At 71.7% G+C, this 16,452-nt stretch carries 15 protein-coding genes; 9 read left to right on the forward strand and 6 right to left on the reverse strand.

The window, feature by feature from the left end:
* Positions 1–124: 124 nt before the first annotated feature.
* From VZL07_RS18080 to VZL07_RS18095, 4 genes are all read left to right on the forward strand, one after another.
* Positions 125–934, forward strand: coding sequence for a TadE/TadG family type IV pilus assembly protein (locus tag VZL07_RS18080; RefSeq protein WP_426756809.1), 810 nt, complete (start codon positions 125–127; stop codon positions 932–934).
* Positions 913–2,454, forward strand: coding sequence for a pilus assembly protein (locus tag VZL07_RS18085; RefSeq protein WP_426756810.1), 1,542 nt, complete (start codon positions 913–915; stop codon positions 2,452–2,454). The genes VZL07_RS18080 and VZL07_RS18085 overlap by 22 nt, the downstream gene beginning before the upstream one ends.
* Before the next feature lies 1 nt (position 2,455).
* Positions 2,456–3,406, forward strand: a complete 951-nt coding sequence (locus VZL07_RS18090) for a hypothetical protein (protein WP_426756811.1) — start codon at positions 2,456–2,458, stop codon at positions 3,404–3,406.
* A 182-nt stretch (positions 3,407–3,588) separates the two neighbouring features.
* A complete protein-coding gene (locus VZL07_RS18095) occupies positions 3,589–4,215 on the forward strand; it encodes a hypothetical protein (protein WP_426756812.1) in 627 nt (208 codons plus the stop codon).
* A gap of 16 nt (positions 4,216–4,231) precedes the next feature.
* Here VZL07_RS18095 and VZL07_RS18100 read toward each other — a convergent pair whose 3' ends face one another.
* Genes VZL07_RS18100 through VZL07_RS18110 form a run of 3 tightly spaced genes read right to left on the reverse strand, consistent with a single transcriptional unit; the run spans position 4,232 to position 5,826 of the window.
* Complete coding sequence (locus tag VZL07_RS18100) at positions 4,232–4,792, reverse strand: hypothetical protein (RefSeq protein ID WP_426756813.1); 561 nt, start codon at positions 4,790–4,792, stop codon at positions 4,232–4,234.
* A 2-nt stretch (positions 4,793–4,794) separates the two neighbouring features.
* On the reverse strand, positions 4,795–5,556 hold the full coding sequence (locus VZL07_RS18105; RefSeq protein ID WP_426756814.1) for a hypothetical protein: 762 nt from the start codon (positions 5,554–5,556) through the stop codon (positions 4,795–4,797).
* Between the two features lie 45 nt (positions 5,557–5,601).
* Positions 5,602–5,826: a hypothetical protein gene (locus VZL07_RS18110; protein ID WP_426756815.1), complete on the reverse strand. Its 225-nt coding sequence runs from the start codon at positions 5,824–5,826 to the stop codon at positions 5,602–5,604.
* 174 nt (positions 5,827–6,000) lie between these two features.
* Here VZL07_RS18110 and VZL07_RS18115 point away from each other — a divergent pair, with 174 nt between their 5' ends.
* Positions 6,001–6,630: a hypothetical protein gene (locus VZL07_RS18115; protein WP_426756816.1), complete on the forward strand. Its 630-nt coding sequence runs from the start codon at positions 6,001–6,003 to the stop codon at positions 6,628–6,630.
* Positions 6,631–7,606: 976 nt separating this feature from the next.
* On the opposite strand, the gene VZL07_RS18120 is transcribed toward VZL07_RS18115, so the two are convergent.
* Together VZL07_RS18120 and VZL07_RS18125 are read right to left on the reverse strand one after the other, a co-directional pair.
* Positions 7,607–7,984, reverse strand: a complete 378-nt coding sequence (locus VZL07_RS18120; protein ID WP_426756817.1) for a hypothetical protein — start codon at positions 7,982–7,984, stop codon at positions 7,607–7,609.
* A 106-nt stretch (positions 7,985–8,090) separates the two neighbouring features.
* Entirely contained in the window at positions 8,091–9,854 is a 1,764-nt protein-coding gene (locus tag VZL07_RS18125) for an ABC transporter ATP-binding protein (RefSeq protein WP_426756818.1), read from the reverse strand.
* A 158-nt stretch (positions 9,855–10,012) separates the two neighbouring features.
* Between VZL07_RS18125 and VZL07_RS18130 the strand changes: the two genes are divergently transcribed.
* The 4 genes from VZL07_RS18130 (at position 10,013) to VZL07_RS18145 (ending at position 15,730) form a co-directional block, all read left to right on the forward strand.
* A complete protein-coding gene (locus VZL07_RS18130; protein WP_426756819.1) occupies positions 10,013–10,453 on the forward strand; it encodes a hypothetical protein in 441 nt (146 codons plus the stop codon).
* Positions 10,454–10,622: 169 nt separating this feature from the next.
* The gene (gene dnaJ / locus VZL07_RS18135) at positions 10,623–11,750 is read left to right on the forward strand and encodes a molecular chaperone DnaJ (protein WP_426756820.1); all 1,128 of its coding nucleotides are present in this window, start codon (positions 10,623–10,625) and stop codon (positions 11,748–11,750) included.
* Between the two features lie 186 nt (positions 11,751–11,936).
* A complete protein-coding gene (locus VZL07_RS18140; RefSeq protein WP_426756821.1) occupies positions 11,937–14,102 on the forward strand; it encodes a penicillin-binding protein activator in 2,166 nt (721 codons plus the stop codon).
* Positions 14,099–15,730 carry a WD40 repeat domain-containing protein gene (locus VZL07_RS18145; RefSeq protein WP_426756822.1) on the forward strand — a complete coding sequence of 544 codons (1,632 nt, stop codon included), beginning with the start codon at positions 14,099–14,101 and terminating at the stop codon, positions 15,728–15,730. The genes VZL07_RS18140 and VZL07_RS18145 overlap by 4 nt, the downstream gene beginning before the upstream one ends.
* On the opposite strand, the gene VZL07_RS18150 is transcribed toward VZL07_RS18145, so the two are convergent.
* Positions 15,724–16,419: an NAD-binding oxidoreductase gene (locus VZL07_RS18150; protein ID WP_426756823.1), complete on the reverse strand. Its 696-nt coding sequence runs from the start codon at positions 16,417–16,419 to the stop codon at positions 15,724–15,726. The two genes, VZL07_RS18145 and VZL07_RS18150, sit on opposite strands and share 7 nt — an antisense overlap.
* Between the last annotated feature and the right edge of the window lie 33 nt (positions 16,420–16,452).

Consider the following 16,452-nt stretch of genomic DNA (forward strand, 5'->3'; position numbering starts at 1 on the left):
ACTGTCGAGGTGTGAGCGTTTGTTGCTGGGGGTTCAAGGAATACTTGTTTTGTTCTCCCAGTGAAATCGGGCGTCTTCGCGCCGCCGGGCCATTTGACCGATTCCTCAATCAACGAGAAATAGGATGGTGGAGGCACGCATGATCCACCGGGGCACCCCACGCACACGACGACAGTCGGGACAAGCCGCGGTGGAGGCGGCGCTGACCCTTCCGCTGGTGGTGTTCCTGGTGTTGGGGACGCTGCAGCTCTTCATGATGCTGCAGGCGCGCATCCTGGCGCAGGTGGCGGCGTACCGGGCGGTGCGCGCGGGCAGCATCAACCACGGCAACTGCCTGCCGATGATGCACGCGGCCCTGGTGACGATGCTGCCCACGGTGGCGCGCACCGACAGCCCGGAGACGCTCGCGGCGGCCTTCTCTCCGCGGCGCCACAACCACTACCGGGTGCGCAGCTCCTACGGCCGGGACTTCAACGAGCCGCTCATCGAAATCGTCCGGGAGTCGCCGGATGCGGGGTGGGCGCAGGAGCTCACGGGGGGCGAGGACCTGCTCTTCGACCAGCCCACGGACAACGCGGCGGCGCTGCGCGCGCGCACGTTGGAGATCCGCATGGTGGCCTGGTACTACATGCGCGTCCCGTTCGCGAACTGGGTGATGAGCCGCATGCTGCTCGCCCACTTCCGGCTCCAGCGCTACACGGCGGCCAACCCGCTGATGCCGGTGCAGCGGCGCTCCGCGTGGTGGGGCGAGACGGACGCCACGCTGGGCCGTGACGGCTGGCCCGGTGGGGACCTGGGCACGCGCATGCTGCGCTGGAGCGAGCAGGGCCACTTCCTGTTCCCCATCCAGGTCAACGCGGCCATGCGGATGATGACGCCCGTCATGTCCGAGTACTTCATGGGAGGTCCCGCATGCAATCTCCACGGCTCGTGACGCGCGCGCGGCGAGGGCAGGCGCTGGTGCTCTTCGCGCTGACGCTGCTGCTCCTGGCGCTGATGGTGCTGATGACGCTGGGCTTCGGCATGCGGGCCAAGGAGCGCGTCGAAATCCAGATGGCCGCGGACGCCGCCGCCTACAGCCAGGCCGTGGCGACCGCGCGCGCCTTCAACGCCATCGCGGTGATGAACCGCGCGCAGGTGGCGCACATGGTGGCCATGGCCGGCACCCAGGCGCTCATCAGCCACAGTAGCCAGGTGTACGCGGCCCATCAGGTGGCCTGCCCCGGGGTCATCCCGCCGCCCGCGTGGTTCGCCGCGGACACGGCCGCCGCCACGCAGGTGCAGCAGCTCCAGGGCCGGGCCGGCAGCCTGTACCGGGCGAGCCTCAACATCTACGGCAAGCTCCTGAGCGAGCACATCGCGGGGCAGGAGCTCACCCGGCGCGTCGCCCAGGCGGTGCACCCGGAGCTGCGCGCCCCACCCGAGGGCGCCGCCAAGAGCTTCTCCGAGCTCAACGGGGGAAACGACGTCCCGGAGCGCGACGCCGTCATCAACTCCATCAAGGCGGGCACCTATAGCTGTGGCGTGGGCGATGGCACGATGTGCCCCTCCGGCGGCGGCACCCCCGCCCTCAACGCCACCATGGGCAGCATGGGGTGGACCTGGGTCCACAACCGCCCGGGCGGCACCGCCGGCTTCGGCACCGGAGGCGCGGCCGTCTCCACCGCCTTCCGCCGCTACAGCTCGGTGTCGCAGATGGATCCGTCGACCTACGACACCGTGTCGGGCCGCAACTCGACGGCGCATGACCACGGGCGCGTCGTCATCCCCACGCTCTGCCCGTCGGCGCCGCCCATCCTTCCCGTGGCGACGGACGCGTGGGTGATGTCCGACGAGGAGCAGACGCACGAGGACCAGCACGTGTACGGCGCGCGCCTGCCGCCGGGCCAGGCACCAGAGGATGGCAAGCCCCCCTACGAGACGCACACGCTGGGCGCGTGCGTCGTCTGCCCCGGCATCTGGCCCTACTCCGTGGGCTACAACGTGGACGAGCTCCAGGCGGGGGCGTCCAACCACTACGGCCAGCCCAAGCTGTACAGCATCCTGTACCGCGATTACGCGAGCGCCGAGCGCCGCGCCCGGCCGGACCCGTGGAACCTCTTCTTCCGCTTCAAGTTCTCGGACGAGTCCGACACGGTCTTCGACAACAGCAGCCCGCTGGGCCGCATCCGCCCCACCGGCCGCGAGGACGTGCACCGCAACCAGGTGGCCCTGTCCGCGGGGCAGGTCTACTACCACCGGCCGCGAGCCCCGGTGGCCGGTGGTGGATGGCGCGAGCCTCCCAACTTCCTCAACCCCTTCTGGCGCGCCACGCTGGTGAGCGCGGAGGGGGCGCGGGACGACCGGCCGGCGGACAGCCTGGGCGCGGCGGGCTTCGCGGGGCACGCGCGGACGCTGCGTGAGCTGCACTCCGTGGGCTACCGGGGCGGTGGCCCCAGCGACAGGGGCTACTGACATGCGGAATCGCCACGCACGAGGCCAGTCGTTGGTGGAGACGGCGCTGGGCGCGATGGTGTTCGTCACCATCCTCCTGTTCGGCATCTACTTCGCCGAGGTGGGCGTGTTGACGCTCAAGGTGCAGGAGGCCGCCAACTTCGCCATGTGGAACGCCACCGGCCGTGTGGCGCACGACCCACAGGACAACGAGTGGGGCCGGCGCGGCACGGTGCTCGGCGCCGAGGCGGAGGCCAACAACCGCTACTCGGACTTCGACGGGCGCGAGCGCATGGGCGCCACGGGTGTGGCCATCCAGCAGGCCATCGCCCGTGCGCAGCGCATCCAGGTCGACTGCCGCCCGGAGCTGCCGGGCGACATGCGCGGCCTCTCCATGGCGGACGCGGACCCGGACCTCGGGGGCACCCTCGTCATGGGCACGCAGGGCATGGGGTGCACGGCGTCCTCGAGCATCCGCGGCGTGCGCATCGGCCGCTACCTGGAAGACGGGCGGTCGGGCTTCTTCCAGGTGTCCCAGCGCCGCATCGCCGATGCCTTCACGGTGTGCGCCGCGGGGCGTGCCTCGGGGGGGCGCTGCACGGCGCGCTTCGGCATGCTGCTGGACGACTGGGGCCTGGGGGGCGTGGACGAGGGGCGCGCCTGCGCGCTCAACATCGACGGCGCGCGCCGGTGCGCCAACCCGGACTACTACGAGTGGGCCCAGCGCGTGTACCGGGCCAACGGCGGCGGTGGCAACGCGGGGTCCGCGCTCGCGGCGCTCACCGGCACGACTGGCGTCAACGAAGACCAGTTCTTCATGAGCTTCCGTGGCGAGGAGGACCGCTACGAGGAGAACCTCGGCTCCACGCACGCTGGGGGCCAGACGCGTTGGGAAGTGACGCCCTTCGATGCGCCCAACATCCGCTCGCACAACGTCAATCGGGCGAACCGCTGGCTCGGGGTTCCGCGGTGACGTGGCGGTGGGGGCTGTTGGCCGCGGCGTGCCTGCTGGGCCCGGCACCCGCACTGGCCCGTGACACAGATGCGAGCAAAGTGTCCGGTGCGGCGCCTCGGGACGCGGGGGCGAGCAAGGCCCCCGCGGCTGTGCCGGCGCCGTCCGCTGCGTCCTCGCGACCGCGCTTCGCCTGGCCGCGGGTGCAGGTCCTTGAATCCGTCGAGGCGAGCGAAATCGTCGAGGCTTCGGGCATCCCTGTCGCGCTGCGCGCGGTGCACGCGAAGGAGCGGATGGACGACCTGGTGCAGCGCTTCGCGGATGCCTTCATCCAGGCGGGCCTCCACGTGCCGCCGGGCAAGGAGCAGCCGCAGCTCGCCAGCGGCGCGGTGATGCTCACCGCCATCGACGGGCACCGGGGCATCACGTACACCGTCATCTTCCAGCCGCGGCCGGACCACACGACGCTGCTGTACCTGGGCGAGGCCAACCACGCGCTGCGCAGGGACCCCGCGGCGGCGGGCGATTTCGCGCCCATGCCGCCCAACGCCAACCAGGTGCTGCGCGTCAACGGCGAGGGCTCACGGACGCTCGCCTTCCATGTCCCGCTGTCCGGCGCGGAGGTGGACGCCTTCTATGTCGACGCGCTGAAGCGCGCGGGCTGGCGACTGGAGGAGGGCGAGACGTCCTTCTACGTGCGCCCGGGCGAGGAGCTGCGCGTGGTGCACGAGCCCGGTGAAGCCAACCAGCGCGCGGTGGTGCTGGTGTACCGGAGCGGGCGGAGCGTGGTGCCTCCGGAGCCCGGGCCCGGCCCCGCCGTCGTCCGCTGAGGCCCGCGCGGCGATGTCAGGCGCGCAGCTTCTCGCGCAGCGCCTTGGCGCGGCCCTGCATGTCCGGGTCCATGCTGGTCAGCTCCACGGACTTCAGGCGCTGGTCCAGGCTCTGCGGCACCTTGGTCTTCAGCTTGCCCTCCTCGCCCAGCATCTCCAGCTTCGCCAGCGCCTTGTCGACGATGCGCTCACGCGGGTGGTCCAGCAGGCTGTCGAGGAAGTACGCGTCGTCGGGCAGCTCCGGGTACTTCTCCAGGTAGTCCACCACGGCCTTCACCCAGTCGGCGCGTGTCTCGGACTCCGTCACCTTCTGCATGGCCTGCTTCTGGGCCTTGCGCTTGCCTTCGGGGTCGAACGTCTTGGCCAGCCCCTCTGGCAGCTCGCCGCCGGTGAAGAGCGCGTCCGCGGCGGCCTTGTACTTCTGGTAGCTCGCGCTGCGCTCCAGCTTCTGCTGCGCCGGGTCGTCCTGGCGGGAGGTGTACCTGCTGCCCTTGCCGCGCCCCGCGTCGATTTCGCGCCAGGTCTTGGAGCGCTTCCCGGAGAAGCCGCCGCCGTTGTCGTCCCTGTCCTTGGCCATCCTCATCTCTCCTTGCGAGCGCCCCAGAGCGCCGCGAGTCCGCGATGGACGAGACGCCGCACCGCCTCCAACTCCTGGGAGGACAGGGGTTGCTCCTCGTCCTGCTCCGCCTCGAAGAGCGCCTCGTCCGCGTAGTCCTTCAGCGGTTGGGGCACTGGCGGGGCATCCGTGTCCGCCTCCAGCACCGCCGGGCTGACGGACGTGAGTCCCGGCGGCCAGCCCAGCTCCAGCATGGCGTACAGCTCGAGGAGCAGGTGGCGGGCGACGCCGTATCCTTCGTCCGTGAGCGCCGCCGCGTCAAGCGCGCCCAGCAGCGCGTCCTGGCGGTTCTCGAAGGCATGGTTCAGGCGCGTGCGCGCCTTCTCGTCGTCTTCCAGATAACGCCAGGCCGCCTCCACGAATTCGCTCGTGGGAACCCCCGGGTGGAAGGGCGCGGGGGCGGGGGCCTTCACCTTCTTCGGGCGGGGCGGGCGCGCGCCGTCGTCCAGCCGGATGTGCTTCCCTTCCGCCACCAGCTCCCAGAGGCCCAGCAGGTTCTGGTACAGGCGCCGGGCGATGTCGGGGGAAGGGAAGCGCGGCTCCTCGTCGAACAGCGTGGGGATGAAGTCGCTGGACGGCGTGCCCTGCGCATGGGCAGCCCGCATGCGCTCGAGGACCTGTGCGCTGTCCAGCGCGGCCCCCGTCAGGTCCAGCAGACCATCGAGCGTGGGGGCGCCCTCGAAGTGGCGTTGGAACTCGGCACCTCTGTCACGGGAGCGGCTCATGGGGACGGCACGCTAAGCACAGCAGGCAGGCGGGCGCACGCGGCTTCATGACTCTTCGGGCCACTCGCCCATCAGCGCGTCCTGACGTTCCTTGGGATTGGAGGTCCAGGCGTAGTCCTCGGGCACGTGTCCGCCACCGTGGGCGGCCCAGCCGTCCCAGCTCACCTGCTCCTTCATGAAGGCGTCGGTGGGCTCGTCCGTCACCTCGGGACGGTTGCTGGGGACCTCGAACGGGGTCTCGATGGGTTTGCTGGGGACGATGATGGACATGGGCCTGCTCCTCCGGGGAGACGCCGGACGCGCGGGATGTCCGCTGCCACACGCGGCGTGCTCCTCTCAGGCAACGTAGGACGGCCAGGGCCGCGCGAGGAGCGGGGATGCCGGGCAGACGAGCGGTGGGCCGTCTTCCGTTTCCGGCCCTCCGCCCCTAGTCTCCGTTCACACATGGCAGAAACCTCCGTGGAGACGCTGAAGTCCGCGGTGCAGGCGCTCTACCGCGTCCACGCGGTGGAGGGCCCGCCGGGCGAGAATGGGCTGCGCACCGTCTGGCACCTGTGCCCGGACGGCGCGGAGCTGATGTCCCTGGTGGACTCGGAGGGCCGCGTCCGCCGGCAGGAGCTGACGCTGCTGGAGGACCACTACGTGTGGTCCAGTGGCGAGGGCGTGCGCACCGGCTACCTGGAGCGCGGGTCGGGCGGCAAGGCGTCAGCCACCGCGGTGGTCCAGACGGACCCGGAGCTCGTCCCACAGCGGCTGATGCGCGCGGCGCTTGCCATGGGCACGTACACGGGGCAGGACCGCTACCTGCTCCACATGCAGCGCGTGCTGGCGCTGGCGCGAGAGGGACTGGAGATGAGGGGTGACACGCAACGTCCGTCGGAGCCCACGCTTCCCACGGTGGAGTCGCCGCCGGTGACGGCTCAGGCCCTCTTCGACGTGCCGCCGGCCGAGGTGGTGGTGGAGGAGGTGAAGCCGCCGGTGGTGCGGCCCTCCGAAGGCATGACGATGGTGTGGGTGCTCTGCCTGGGGCTGCTGGTGGGCCTGGGGATGCTGGCGTTCATCCTGATGGGCTGAGCCGGAGGTGCTTCCCGTCCGGACGGTGCCTGGGGCGTCCCCGACGAGGGGATTTCGCCGGGCTCGGCGGGAATGGCCACCGGCGCGTGCTCGGTGGCGGAGCTCACCGGGTGGGCATCCAGCACCAGCAGCGCGCCCACTGCGATGGCCGGGACGAGCCGCGCGGACCAGCCCAGCGGCGTGTGGGCGTCCTCGCCGGCCCGCCGCGCCATCAGCGTGAGGCCCAGCGCCGCCAGCACGCCGGTGCACGTCCACCGCAGCGCGCGCAGGTTCGCCGTCGCCGCCAGGCCGGCGGCAATCAAGTCCGCGCGCTCCGACTCCGGCATGCGCGCCAGCCCCGTGAGGCACCCCAGCAGGTGACGGGCCTCGAACGCGCCCACCATGGCCACCGACGCCAGGGACGCGGACACGCCGCTGGCCAGCAGCAGCCCCCGGCCGCGGTAGCCCGTGACTTCCCGGAAGCTCACGGCCCCGACGTGCACCAGCACCAGCCCCAGGGCCACGCCCAGCAGCAGCGCGGTGCTCGTCCACGCGCCCAGCAGGCGCGGCGCCATGGCCTCTCCAGTGCTGGCCGCCAGGACGACGCCCGCCTCCACCGCGTCCAGCCGCGGCAGGGTCGCCAGCGCCCGGTCCACCAGGACCTCGGTGCCCATCAACCCCAGCATCCACGGCAGCGTGGCCAGCCCCAGCATGGCGGACAGCGAGACCCGGCGCTCCATGCCCAGGCTCACCAGCGCCATCCCCAGCAGCGGCACCTCCAGCAGCAACACCCCTCCCACCAGCGCGGCGAACGGTCCGGCCGCCCGGAACGCGTGCATCACCCCTGCCGTCCCCTCGAGCAGGGGACCCAGGGTGAAGCACCCCACGAGCACTGTGAAAGGCACGGCCAACGCGACGGGGAGACCGGACGCGAGGCGGAGCCGGAGCGGAACGAGCATTTCAGGAGAGAGTAGTCTCTCCAGTTAAGCCTGTGAAATTAGACCGGGGGACGACCCACGAGCCAGTAGATGACGCTCGCCAGGGCCCCGGCGACGGGAGAGATGAGCACACCCATCAGGTAGAGCCTGGGGCAGCCGCCCTCCTCGCAGCCGATGCGGCCGTAGGCCAGCACGCCGGCCAGCAAGAGCGGCACGTGCATGCCCATGAGGAAGACGCCGACGCCGCGCAGCACCAGCCCGCGGTACCAGGTGCGTGTCCACAAGCGGAAGACGACGGGGAGCAGCACCAGCGTCAGGGTGGCCGCGATGGCCAGGCTCACCTGACGGGCCGATACAGCCACACACGCCACGGCCGCCAGCACCAGCGCGGGGACGAGCAACAACGCGTTGAGGGACAGGGGCTCCCGGGGACGCATCGAACCTGGAGGGGACCGTGGCAGAGCGGCGGTGCCCGTGCAAGGACGGAAGCGGGGAGGGTGTCCGGCAGCGGCCAGGTCGCGCCCTGGCCCCGCACCGCGGGTGTCAGGCTGCGACGGCGCCCTCTCCCAGGAGCTGGGTGTAGCGGCCCCGCAGGGCGAGCAGCTCCGCGTGGGTGCCGGCCTCCACCACGCGGCCGCCCTCCACCACGGCAATCAGGTCCGCGTCGCGCACGGTGGACAGCCGGTGGGCGATGACCAGCACCGTGCGCCCCTGCATCAGCGCGACGAGGCCCTCGCCCACCGCCGCCTCGCTCGCCGCGTCGAGCGCGCTGGTGGGCTCGTCCAGCAGCAGCACCGACGGCCGGCACAGGAAGGCCCGCGCCAGGACGAGCCGCTGCCGTTGTCCGCCCGACAGCCGGCTGCCGCGCTCGCCCACCGGTTCATCCAGGCCGCCGGGCAGCGCGCGGACGAAGTCCTCCGCGTGCGCCAGCCGCAGTGCTTCCCACAGCTCGGCGTCCGTGGCCTCGGGCCGGCCCAGCCGCAGGTTGTGTCGCACCGTGCCGGAGAAGAGCACCGGCTCCTGCGGCACCCAGGCCACCTGTCCGCGCACGCTGGACGGCTTCAGCGCCGTCAGCGGCGCGCCGTCCCACAGCACCTGTCCGCCCGACGCTGGCAGGAAGCCCAGCAGCACGGAGAAGAGCGTCGTCTTGCCCGCACCGGACGGGCCCACCAGCGCCACGCGCGCGCCGGCGGGCACCACCAGGTCCACGCCGCGCAGCGCCTCGCGCCCGTCCGCGTAGGTGGCCCGCACGCCCACGAGCTTCAGCTCGCGCGACAGCGGCCCGGCCACCTCGCCCACGTCCGGCGGAGAGGGCGCGTCCGCCATGGCGAAGAGGCGCTCGGCCGCGGCCAGTCCCGTCAGCACCTGGGACAGCGTGCCGCTGAGCGACTTCACCGGCTGGTACAGCAGCAGCGCGGCGGCCATGAAGGAGAGCAGCCGCCCCGCCAGCGCCGGGTCCGCCGCCACCGCGCGCGCGCCCCACGCCACCGCCAGCGCCACGCCGGCGATGCCCAGCAGCTCCACGGTGGGGCTCACCGCGCCGCGCAGGAAGAGCGAGCGGCGCATCTCCCCCAGGTACTTGTCCGCCTCCACCTCGAAGGCGTCCAGCGCGCGCGGCTGCCCGTTGAAGGCCTGCACCACCGGCAGGTTCTGGAGCTGCTCGGCGGTGATGGCCGTCAGCGAGCCCAGCCGCTCTTGCGAGCGCGCGGCCACCTTCTTCAGCGAGCGCGCGAAGCGGTTGATGGGCAGCACCGTCACCGGCACGACGATGAAGGTGAAGAGGAACAGCGTCTTGTCGATGAAGAAGCAGGTGGCGAGCAGCGCGATGATTTGCAGCCCGTCCTTCACGTAGGACGTGAGCGCCTGCGTGATGGAGAACTCCACCAGCGGCACGTCGGCGGTGAAGCGCGACAGCAGCTCGCCGGAGTGGCGCCGCTCGAAGAACGCGGGCGGCTGGCCGAGCAGCCGTCCGTAGAGGAAGCCGCGCAGGTCCGCCATCACCCGCTGCCCCAGCCGTTGCATCAGCCCGCCCTGGAGGAACTGGGCGGTGGCCTTCACCGCGGCCACCGCCACCACCAGCAGGGGCAGGCGCCGGAGCAGGGCATCCCCTGGCAGGGACACCCCGGCGACGGTGACGGGCTCGTGGGTGAGCACCGCGCGCAGCAACGGCCCTACCACCCAGGCATAGGCGGAGGTGGCGACGGCGGCGGCCACCGACGCGCCGACGCCCGCGGCGAGCAGCAGCCGGTAGGGCCGGAGGTAGCCGAGGAGTCGGCGGTAGACGTGAGGAGAAGGACGCGGAGCCACTGTTCGGCGGCGGACTCTGTCACCGAGTCGCCGCGACGTCCAAGGCTACTGGTCGTCCGGGGCAGGTGCCCTGTCGGCTGCCCTGCCACCGGGCACATGCAGCGGCCAGGCCAGTTCCATTGCCCACCTTCAACCCTGCGGACAGGTTCAGGGGAGCCATGGAAACGAATAACGAAAAAGAGGCCCTGTTCAATCCGGGCTGTGAGCCGGTGGTGGAGGACGAGGAGCGCCGGCGGCTCCTGTGGCTGATGGCCGAATACTTCCGAACCATCGGGTACACGGACATCAAGGCGCGCCTCCCCGGTTTCATGCCTCCTCCCATCCTGTCCGGGACCATCGAGGACCATCGCCCCGACTTCACCTGCCGGCAGTCGGACTCGGCTCGCACGCCCATCATCCTGGAAATCGTCACCCCCGGCATGGTGGAAGACCCCACCGCGGAGAACCGCTGGAGCCTGCTGGCCAGTGCCGCCAAGCTCTACAACGCGGAGCTCCACTTCGTGGTGCCCAAGTGGGCCGCCACCGGCGCGGTGGACCCGGGGCTCAAACGCAGGCTGGCCCGGATGGAGCTGACAGCCAACCGCGTCTGGACCGTCTGACCCGGGCTTCCCGCCCCAGGCCGTGCCCCCGCCCGGTTGCCCACCCGGCGCCGGGTGGGCCAGGGCGCCTTGTTCCCCCGCTGGATTGCTGGTGCGTTTCGCTGCGTTATAGTGACTCGAGATTCCACGCAGCGAAGAAAAGCACAGCAAATTCCAGGGGTTGTAATCGATGCCAGCGGCGGCGGGTCAGAAGCGCGACTACTACGAGGTCCTGGGCGTCCAGAAGTCTGTCTCCGCGCAGGAGCTCAAGAGCGCGTTCCGCAAGGTGGCGCTGCAGTACCACCCGGACCGCAACCCGGGGAACCAGGAGGCCGAGGAGAAGTTCAAGGAAGCCTCGGAAGCCTATGAGGTGTTGAGCGACCCCGAGCGGCGGGCGAAGTACGACCGCTTCGGGCACGCGGGCAACCCCTTCGAGGGCTTCGGCGGCGCCGGCGGCGGGTTCCAGGGCGTCAACATCAACGACATCTTCGGCGAGATTTTCGGCGACATCTTCGGCGGTGGCCGGGGTGGGCGCCGGACGAGCTCGCGTGGCGCGGACCTGCGCTACAACCTGGAAATCACCTTCGAGGAGGCGGCCTTCGGCTGCCGGCCCAAGGTGACGATTCCCCGCCCGAAGAAGTGCGACACGTGCTCCGGCTCGGGCAGCAAGAGCAACACGGGGCCCAGGGCGTGCTCGGCGTGCGGCGGCAGCGGCGAGCTGCGCTACACGCAGGGCTTCTTCGCGGTGTCCCGGCCCTGCGCGGACTGCGGCGGCACGGGCGCGGTGGTGCCGGACCCGTGCACGCGCTGCAAGGGCTCGGGCAAGGTGCCCTCCGAGGAGGTCATCGAGGTGGCCATCCCCGCTGGCGTGGACAACGGCACGCGCGTGCGCCTGTCCGGCATGGGCGAGCCTGGCGACCGGGGCGGCCCGGCGGGTGACCTCTACGTCACCGTCATCGTGAAGGAGCACCCGCTCTTCCAGCGCGAGGAGTACGAGGTCTTCTGCGAGGTGCCCATCTCCTTCACGCAGGCGGCGCTGGGCGCGAAGATTGACGTCCCCACGCTGGACGGGAAGGTGAAGATGACCGTCCCCAGCGGCACCCAGTCCGGCAAGGTGTTCCGGCTCAAGGGCAAGGGCGTTCCCCACCTGCACAGCCAGCAGCGGGGCGACCAGCACGTGCGCGTCGTCGTGGAGACGCCCACCGAGCTGTCCTCGAAGCAGCGCGAGCTGCTGGAGAAGTTCGCGGAGGCCTCCGGCGAGGAGTCGCACCCGCAGTCGAAGAGCTTCATCGCCAAGGTGAAGGAGCTGTTCGGCTGACGACGGTTGCGGGCGCGGGGCCGCGAAGGTGTGGCCCTCGTGCCGCGCCCGCCGGGTAGGCGGGCGCCGCGCCGCGGCGAGCGGCCGTGGGCACGGGCGCTGCAAAACAGCGGGCTCTGACAGTGGAATCTTCCCCCCGCTCGGGTGTCGACGGGGGCGCACCCCACTGCTATGCACGGCCCTGCCATGGATGTCCTGCCCACCCTGCGCCGCTCGCTCGTCATCGCCCTGGCCCTGCTGCTGACGGCCTGCCCCCGGTCCACCCGCACGCCCTCCGGAGGTGACACCGGCGGGGCGCTGCCCACGGGAGACCCGTTCCCCAAGCGCCCCGCGGTGGAGGCGAAGAAGGACCCCGCCGCGGACGCGGCGCTGGCACAGGCCTCCCAGACGGCCCGTGCCACCCCGGACAAGAAGAAGGCCGCGGAGGCCTTCCTGTCGGTGCGCAAGGCGTACCCTTCCACCACCGCGGGACAGGACGCGCTGTACCAGGCGGGCGTCCTCTTCTTCGAGTCGAAGGACTTCGTCAACGCGCGCAAGAGCTTCAACGAGCTGCTCTTCGAGAACCCGCTCCACCCGCAGGCGGATGACGCCAAGCACAAGCTGGCCGTCTCCGCGATGGAGGTGGGCGCCTACCGCGACGCGTACCAGACGCTCGCCAGCCTCGCCGAGCGCGCCAGCGGCGCCGAGCGCACCCAGCTGCTGAAAGAGGCGGCCCGCGCCGCCGAGGGCGCCGGCCTCTACGGGCAGGCGCTGCAGATGGCCGTGGACGAGGCGGGCCAGGCCCAGGGCGCCCAGGCCCAGGCCGACGCGGTGGCCAAGGTGGAGGCGCTGGTGGAGGGCCGCGCGGGCTTCGTGGACGTCGCCCGGGTGGCGGAGGGCCTGTCGTCGTCCAACCCGGCGTGGCCCGTCATCACCTTCAAGCTGGCGCGCATCTACTACCACCTGCGCGACTGGACGCGGCTGGAGGAGACGCTGAACCGCTTCCTCGCCGAGGCGCCGGGCCACGCCTTCGCGCCGCAGGCCCGAGAGCTGCTCGCGCGCGCCACGCGCCGGGTGGAGGCGCGCCCGCGCACGGTGGGCGTGCTGCTGCCCATGACGGGCCGCTACCAGCCCATTGGCGAGGCGGTGCTGCGCGGCATCCAGCTGGGGCTGGAGGGCAGCGGCGTGGAGCTAGTGGTGAAGGACACGCAGGGGGATGTGAACAAGACGGGCCAGGCCATGGAGCAGCTCGCCTTCGACGACGGCGCCATCGCCGTGCTGGGGCCCCTGCTGGGAGACGACTCCAAGCGCGCGGCGCTGCTGGCCGAGGAGCTCCAGGTCCCGCTGCTGACCATGACGCGCCAGGACGGCATCACCGACCTGGGCGGCTACGTCTTCCGCAACATGCTCACCAACGCGGCCCAGGCGGAGGCCATCGCGGACTACGCGATGAACGTGAAGGGCTACAAGCGCTTCGCGCTGCTCTACCCGAACATCCCCTACGGCGTGGAGCTGGCGGATGCCTTCTGGGACCAGGTGGTGGCGCGCGGCGGCGGCGTGCGCGGAGCGGAGCGCTACGCGCACGACCAGACGACCTTCACCAACGAGGCCAAGAAGCTGGTGGGCCGCTACTACCTGGATGACCGCGGCGACTACATCGAGGGCCTGCGCGACGTGCAGGGGGAGAACCTGGACGCGTACCGCCGCCGCAAGGCGCTGGAGAAGGTGAAGAGCGGCGTGGAGCCCATCGTCGACTTCGACGCCATCTTCATGCCGGACGACTGGCGCCGCGTCAGCCTGGTGGCGCCCGCGCTGGCGGTGGAGGACATCGTCACCAACGCGTGCGACCCGCGCGACCTGGAGCGCATCCGCAAGACGACGGGCAAGAAGGAGCTGAAGACGGTGACGCTCTTCGGCGCCAACCAGTGGAGCAGCCCCAAGGGCCGCTCGGGGCTGCCGGAGCTCGTCGAGCGCGGCGGCAAGTTCGTCACCTGCTCGGTGTACGTGGACGGCTTCTTCGTGGACTCGCAGCGCCCGGCCACGCGCCGCTTCGTGCAGCAGTACCGCGAGGCGTACCGGGACGAGACGGGCCGCGACCCGGGTCTGCTGGAGGCGATTGGCTACGACTCCGGCCGGATGTTGCGCCAGCTCATGGAGCAGAAGGATGCCCCTCGCACCCGCGCGCAGATGCGTGACGCGCTGGCCAACCTGAAGGACTTCGACGGGGCCACCGGGCGCACGTCCTTCAACGAGAAGCGCGAGGCGGTGAAGCAGCTGTTCCTGCTGTCCATCGACAGCAAGGGCGTGAAGGAAATCAACGTCGAGAAGGAGCGGCGGGAGGCCGCCTCGGCGTCGGGAGGCTCTGGGACATGAAGTTCGTGAGGGGGGCGTTCGCGCTGCTGGCGAGCGGGGTGGTGGCGGTGGGCTGTGCACACGCGCCCCCGCGGGTGTCCCCCGAGCTGAGCGCGCGGCTGGACGCGGAGCCGGGCACCTGGCTGTCCGGCAGCGCCGCGGGCCTTCAGCGCAAGGCCGTCCTCAACAACAAGGACTTCATCTGGGGCCTGGCCTTCGCGCCCCGGGGCGGCCGGGTGGCGTACTCGCGCCTGGGCAGCCAGTCCTACTTCCTCTCCGTCTGGGAGCTCGGCTCCGCCGAGCCGAGGATGCTGGCGGATCCGGCCATCAACCCCTACGAGTTCGACGTGGAGGGCGTGGCCTTCTCGCCGGACGGCACGCGCGTGGCCACCGCGGGCAAGGACGGCGTGGTGCGCCTCTTCGACGCGGCCACCGGCGCGCTCGTGGGCGAGCGCCGCACCGAGGAGCCGCTGTCGGTGGTGGCCTTCCACCCGGAGGGGCAGTGGCTGGTGGTGGGCAGCTACAAGGGCCTGGTGACGGTGCTGTCCGCGCCCGCGCTGGAGTATGCCTCCGAGGAGCGCGGTCACGTGGGCCCGGTGAGCGCGCTGGCCTTCGCGCCGGACGGCACGCTGTACTCCGGCGGCTGGGACAAGCACGTGCGCGCGTGGCGCACCTCCGTGGAGGCGTTGCGCCCGGGGCAGACGCGCGTGCGCTTCGAGCGGCGCGCCGGCTCGGTGGTGCTGGGCGGCACGGTGAACGGCAAGGCGCCGCTGTCCTTCGCGCTGGATGCGCGCGCTCCCGCCCTGGTCCTCACCAGCGAGGCGGCCGCGGCGGCGGGCATCGACGTGCCCTTCCTGAAGGAGACGGTCAACGTGCCGGGACCGCTGGGCACCATCGCCGCGCGGCTGGCGCGGGCCCAGTCCCTGCGCTTCAAGTCCATGCAGGTGGAGGGCGTGGACATCGCCGTCTGCGACGCGTGCGTGCCGCAGGGCACCCAGGGCGTGCTGGGCGCGCCCTTCTCCGAGCGGGTGGAGGTCGCCTTCGACGAAGTCACCCAGGAGGCCGTGCTCACGCGCAAGGGCGGCCCTGCCGAGGGCGCGCCCACGGTGGATGCGCTGGTGCTCGCGCGCCGCTCGGACTTCACCTTCCCGGCCTACGTCAGCGACGTCACGGTGGACGCGCGCGGCCAGCGGCTGGGCGTGGGCCTGTCGGAGCAGAAGCCGGAGCGCGACCGCGCGGTGTACGAGCGCGAGCGCAAGGGCGTGGAGGAGCCGCAGGGTCCTTTCAACGCGGGGGCCATCGTGGACGCCGCGTCCGGCCAGGTGCTGGCGAAGTGGCCGCTGCACCGGGGCGTGGTGGCCACGGCGGCCATCTCTCCGGATGGGCGCTCGCTGGCCAGCGGTGGCTGGGACAAGCGCGTGTACCTCTTCACCGAGGGCGACGCCGGCGCGCGCGGCGAGCACCGCTTCGACTGGTCCGTGCGCCGCGTGCGCTTCAGCCCGGACGGGCGCTGGCTGGGCGTGGCCGCGTGGACGCCCCAGGCGGCCAGCAAGGATGGGGACAGCGACCCGGCGGCGGTGCTGCTGGACGTGGCCTACGAGTCGCCCACCGTGGACGGGCCGGGAGCGAGCGCCGCCGCGGCTCAGTAGTTGAGGTGGATGCCGCCGGCGGGCATGCCGAGCGCCTGGAGCGTCTTCATCACTCCCTGCACCATCTCCTTCTGGCCGCAGAGGAAGGCCACGGCGTCGGACCGCAGCGGCCCTTCGCCCAGGTGCGCCTGCACGTAGCCGGTGAGGCCCTGCCAGCCGCTGGCGCCGGGCTGGCTGACGGTGCGCACCACGCGCACGCCGCCGGCTTCCCACTCGTGCAGCTCATCGGCGTAGGCGAATGCACCCGGGGTGCGCGCGCCGAAGTAGAGCGTCACCTGCCCGTAGGCCTGGCGTTCGCGCTGGATGCTGGTGATGACGGAGCGGATGGCGGAGATGCCCGAGCCGGTGGCGAACAGCAGCACGTCCTGGCCTCTCGCGCGCTCCAGGGGGAAGCCCCGGCCTTCTGGCCGTGAGACCTCGACCTGGGCTCCTCTGGGAAGGCCGATGAGCGCGTCGGGCAGCGGGCTGCCGTCCTTGAGGAGGAACTCCCACTGGGTCCCCGGGAGACCGGGCGGGGAAGCGATGGCGAAGAGGCCCTGTCCCACGCCGGGCAGGCGCAGGTGCACGTACTGTCCGGGTCGCTCGTGCGTCCCGGCCAGAGGCGTTCCCCGCACGTCCAGCACGAGGTCGGTGAGGCCGTCGGCGGCGGGTGCACTTTCAGTGACGATGGCCGGGTGCCAGTCGGGCATGTGGCGGTTCTAACCCACACGCCGCTCGCGTGC

It is taken from the genome of Pseudomyxococcus flavus, from assembly GCF_050038885.1.
Taxonomy (GTDB): domain Bacteria; phylum Myxococcota; class Myxococcia; order Myxococcales; family Myxococcaceae; genus Myxococcus; species Myxococcus flavus.